This window comes from bacterium, assembly GCA_030655055.1.
In the GTDB taxonomy this organism is placed as follows: Bacteria; Edwardsbacteria; AC1; order AC1; family EtOH8; genus UBA5202.
Window position 1 is genome coordinate 1 of record JAURWH010000184.1, and the last position, 2036, is coordinate 2036.

At 57.3% G+C, this 2036-nt stretch carries 2 protein-coding genes; both read right to left on the minus strand.

Features of this window, described 5'->3' with window-relative positions; all coding sequences use genetic code 11:
* Window positions 1-128 precede the first annotated feature (128 nt).
* Window positions 129-395, minus strand: a complete 267-nt coding sequence (locus Q7U71_08690; protein MDO9391835.1) for a hypothetical protein — start codon at window positions 393-395, stop codon at window positions 129-131.
* A gap of 121 nt (window positions 396-516) precedes the next feature.
* Window positions 517-2013: a D-alanyl-D-alanine carboxypeptidase/D-alanyl-D-alanine-endopeptidase gene (dacB, locus tag Q7U71_08695; GenBank protein MDO9391836.1), complete on the minus strand. Its 1497-nt coding sequence runs from the start codon at window positions 2011-2013 to the stop codon at window positions 517-519.
* Window positions 2014-2036: the final 23 nt, after the last annotated feature.

The window sequence follows — 2036 nt, forward strand, 5'->3', positions numbered from 1 at the left end:
CACTTAGAAAAGAACAACTTGCCACAATAGTTCCAAAGGTTTTCATCAGCCACCCTTTGGTTGACCAGTTTCCAACAACTTGTTCCTACCCCTGACATTTTCACTTGCCAGTTACCCTGACATATTGACTAAGCAACGACATTGAAAACAACAAAATGATTTTTATTGCTTGCTCCGGAAAAATAGAGATAAAATAATGGGGCTGTCAAATACGTAGACCTATTACCACTATGTTCTTTTTCTTTTTTGTGCCGCCAACTAAGAAAAAGAACCAAAAAGAAAAAAGCTCGTCGCTGAAAACTCTCCGGGCGTTGCGCTTCTCCTTGCTGGCGGGCTTGTCTGAACTCGGGCTTTTGCCAAGCCCTCAAACACGCCAGACAAGCTTTTCCCGCCATCAACTGCGATGCTCACTGATCGTTTTAACGCGACATACCTGGGCTGGCACCGGGCATTCAACCAGTTTTCTGAGCTAACGGACTCACTACTACGTCGGCGTCCCGTAAAAGGCCCGCTGGATCAGGGAGCTATCTCCAGCAGTCTTTCCAAAATGGCGTCCTGCACCCGGCGGACCTCGACCGCCTTGCCGGGATAATTGTTGAACATGATGGCAAAGCAGTACACTTTGTCCTCGGGGCCAAAGGCAAACCCGGCCAGGCAGGAGATCCCGGTCATGGTCCCGGTCTTGGCCCGGACCCTGATCTTGTTTCCGCCTTTCTGCATCCTTTTGTAAAGGGTGCCGTCCACCCCGGCCAGCGGCAGGGACTCCAAAAGCTCGGTCTGTAGCAGGGGATCGCGGTACAGCGTCATCAGCACCTCGGCCGCCATCCGGGGATAGCACAGATTGTAGCGGGACAACCCGGAACCGTCGGCCACCTTGAAACTGCCGGGGGCAAAACCCATCCGGTGCAGGTTCCTTTCCACCCCGTTAAAGGTGTCGGGCTCCGGGGAGGCGAAGGCAAAACTGTCGCGGGACACCTGGCGGAAAAGCATCTCGGCGATGAAGTTGTCGCTCTCCTTGTTCATCTTCTGGATCATGGCGTAAAGTGGGGGCGACTCGTGCAGCGCCAGACAGGCCAGGCTTTCCGGGGTGGCGCCGCTCCTGATCCGTCCGGTGAACCTGATCCCCTGCTTTTGCAGGGCCTGGACGAACAGGGAGCCGCAAAACAGGTCCGGCTGGGAGACGCTGAAGGAGTTGTACTGCACCGAATCATCCTGGGGCAGGTGGCCGCTGAAGGTGAAGATGTCGGCGCCGTTGGAATGGTCGCGCTCGGCCTTGATCTTCCTTTTGATCCCCGGCCGGCTGGTGGTGACCTGGTTCTGGATCCTGATATAGGACAGGCCTGTGCCGGCGCTGACCGCGGCTTTTCGGCCGATCCTGGATGACGGCCTAAAGCTCACTTCAAAGATGTTCTGGTTGGCCGAGAGGGCCGAGACCGGGGCGTTGTAGGCATGGGGGCCCTCGTCCCACATCCAGCCGGCCCCGTACTTGACGGTGTCCAGGTAAGAGGCATCCACTATCAGGTCCCCGGTGATCTGAAAGATGCCCCGGGACTTCAGCCGGAAGGCCAGGGCCTCCAGGCCTTCTGAAGACAGCAGGGGGTCGCCGAACCCTTTGAGATAGACATCCCCCTTGAGCTTTCCACCGGCCCAGGAGGGTGGGCCGAAGACCGCGGTCTGGAACCGGCGGTTAGGCCCCAGCTGGTACAGGGCGGCGGCGGTGGTGAAGATCTTGTTGACCGAGGCCGGGATCAAAAGCTGGTCCTGGTTCCTGGCGTACAGCGGCCCGGACCCGCTCAACTCGATCAGGTACAGCCCGCACTGGGCCTGCTCCAGCGAGCTGTCGGCCAGCAGCGAGTCGATGCTTTGGGCCAGCCGGGCCCGCTTGACGGCCGCGCTGTCCGGAGCCGCAACTATCGTAACAGTTTCCGGTTTGAGCACCGCCTGCCCCCCGCAGCCGGACAATGCGGTCAGAATCAGCAGGGCGAAAATATTATTTATTTTATTATTAAACACTTATTTTTGAATAGTTGGCCATT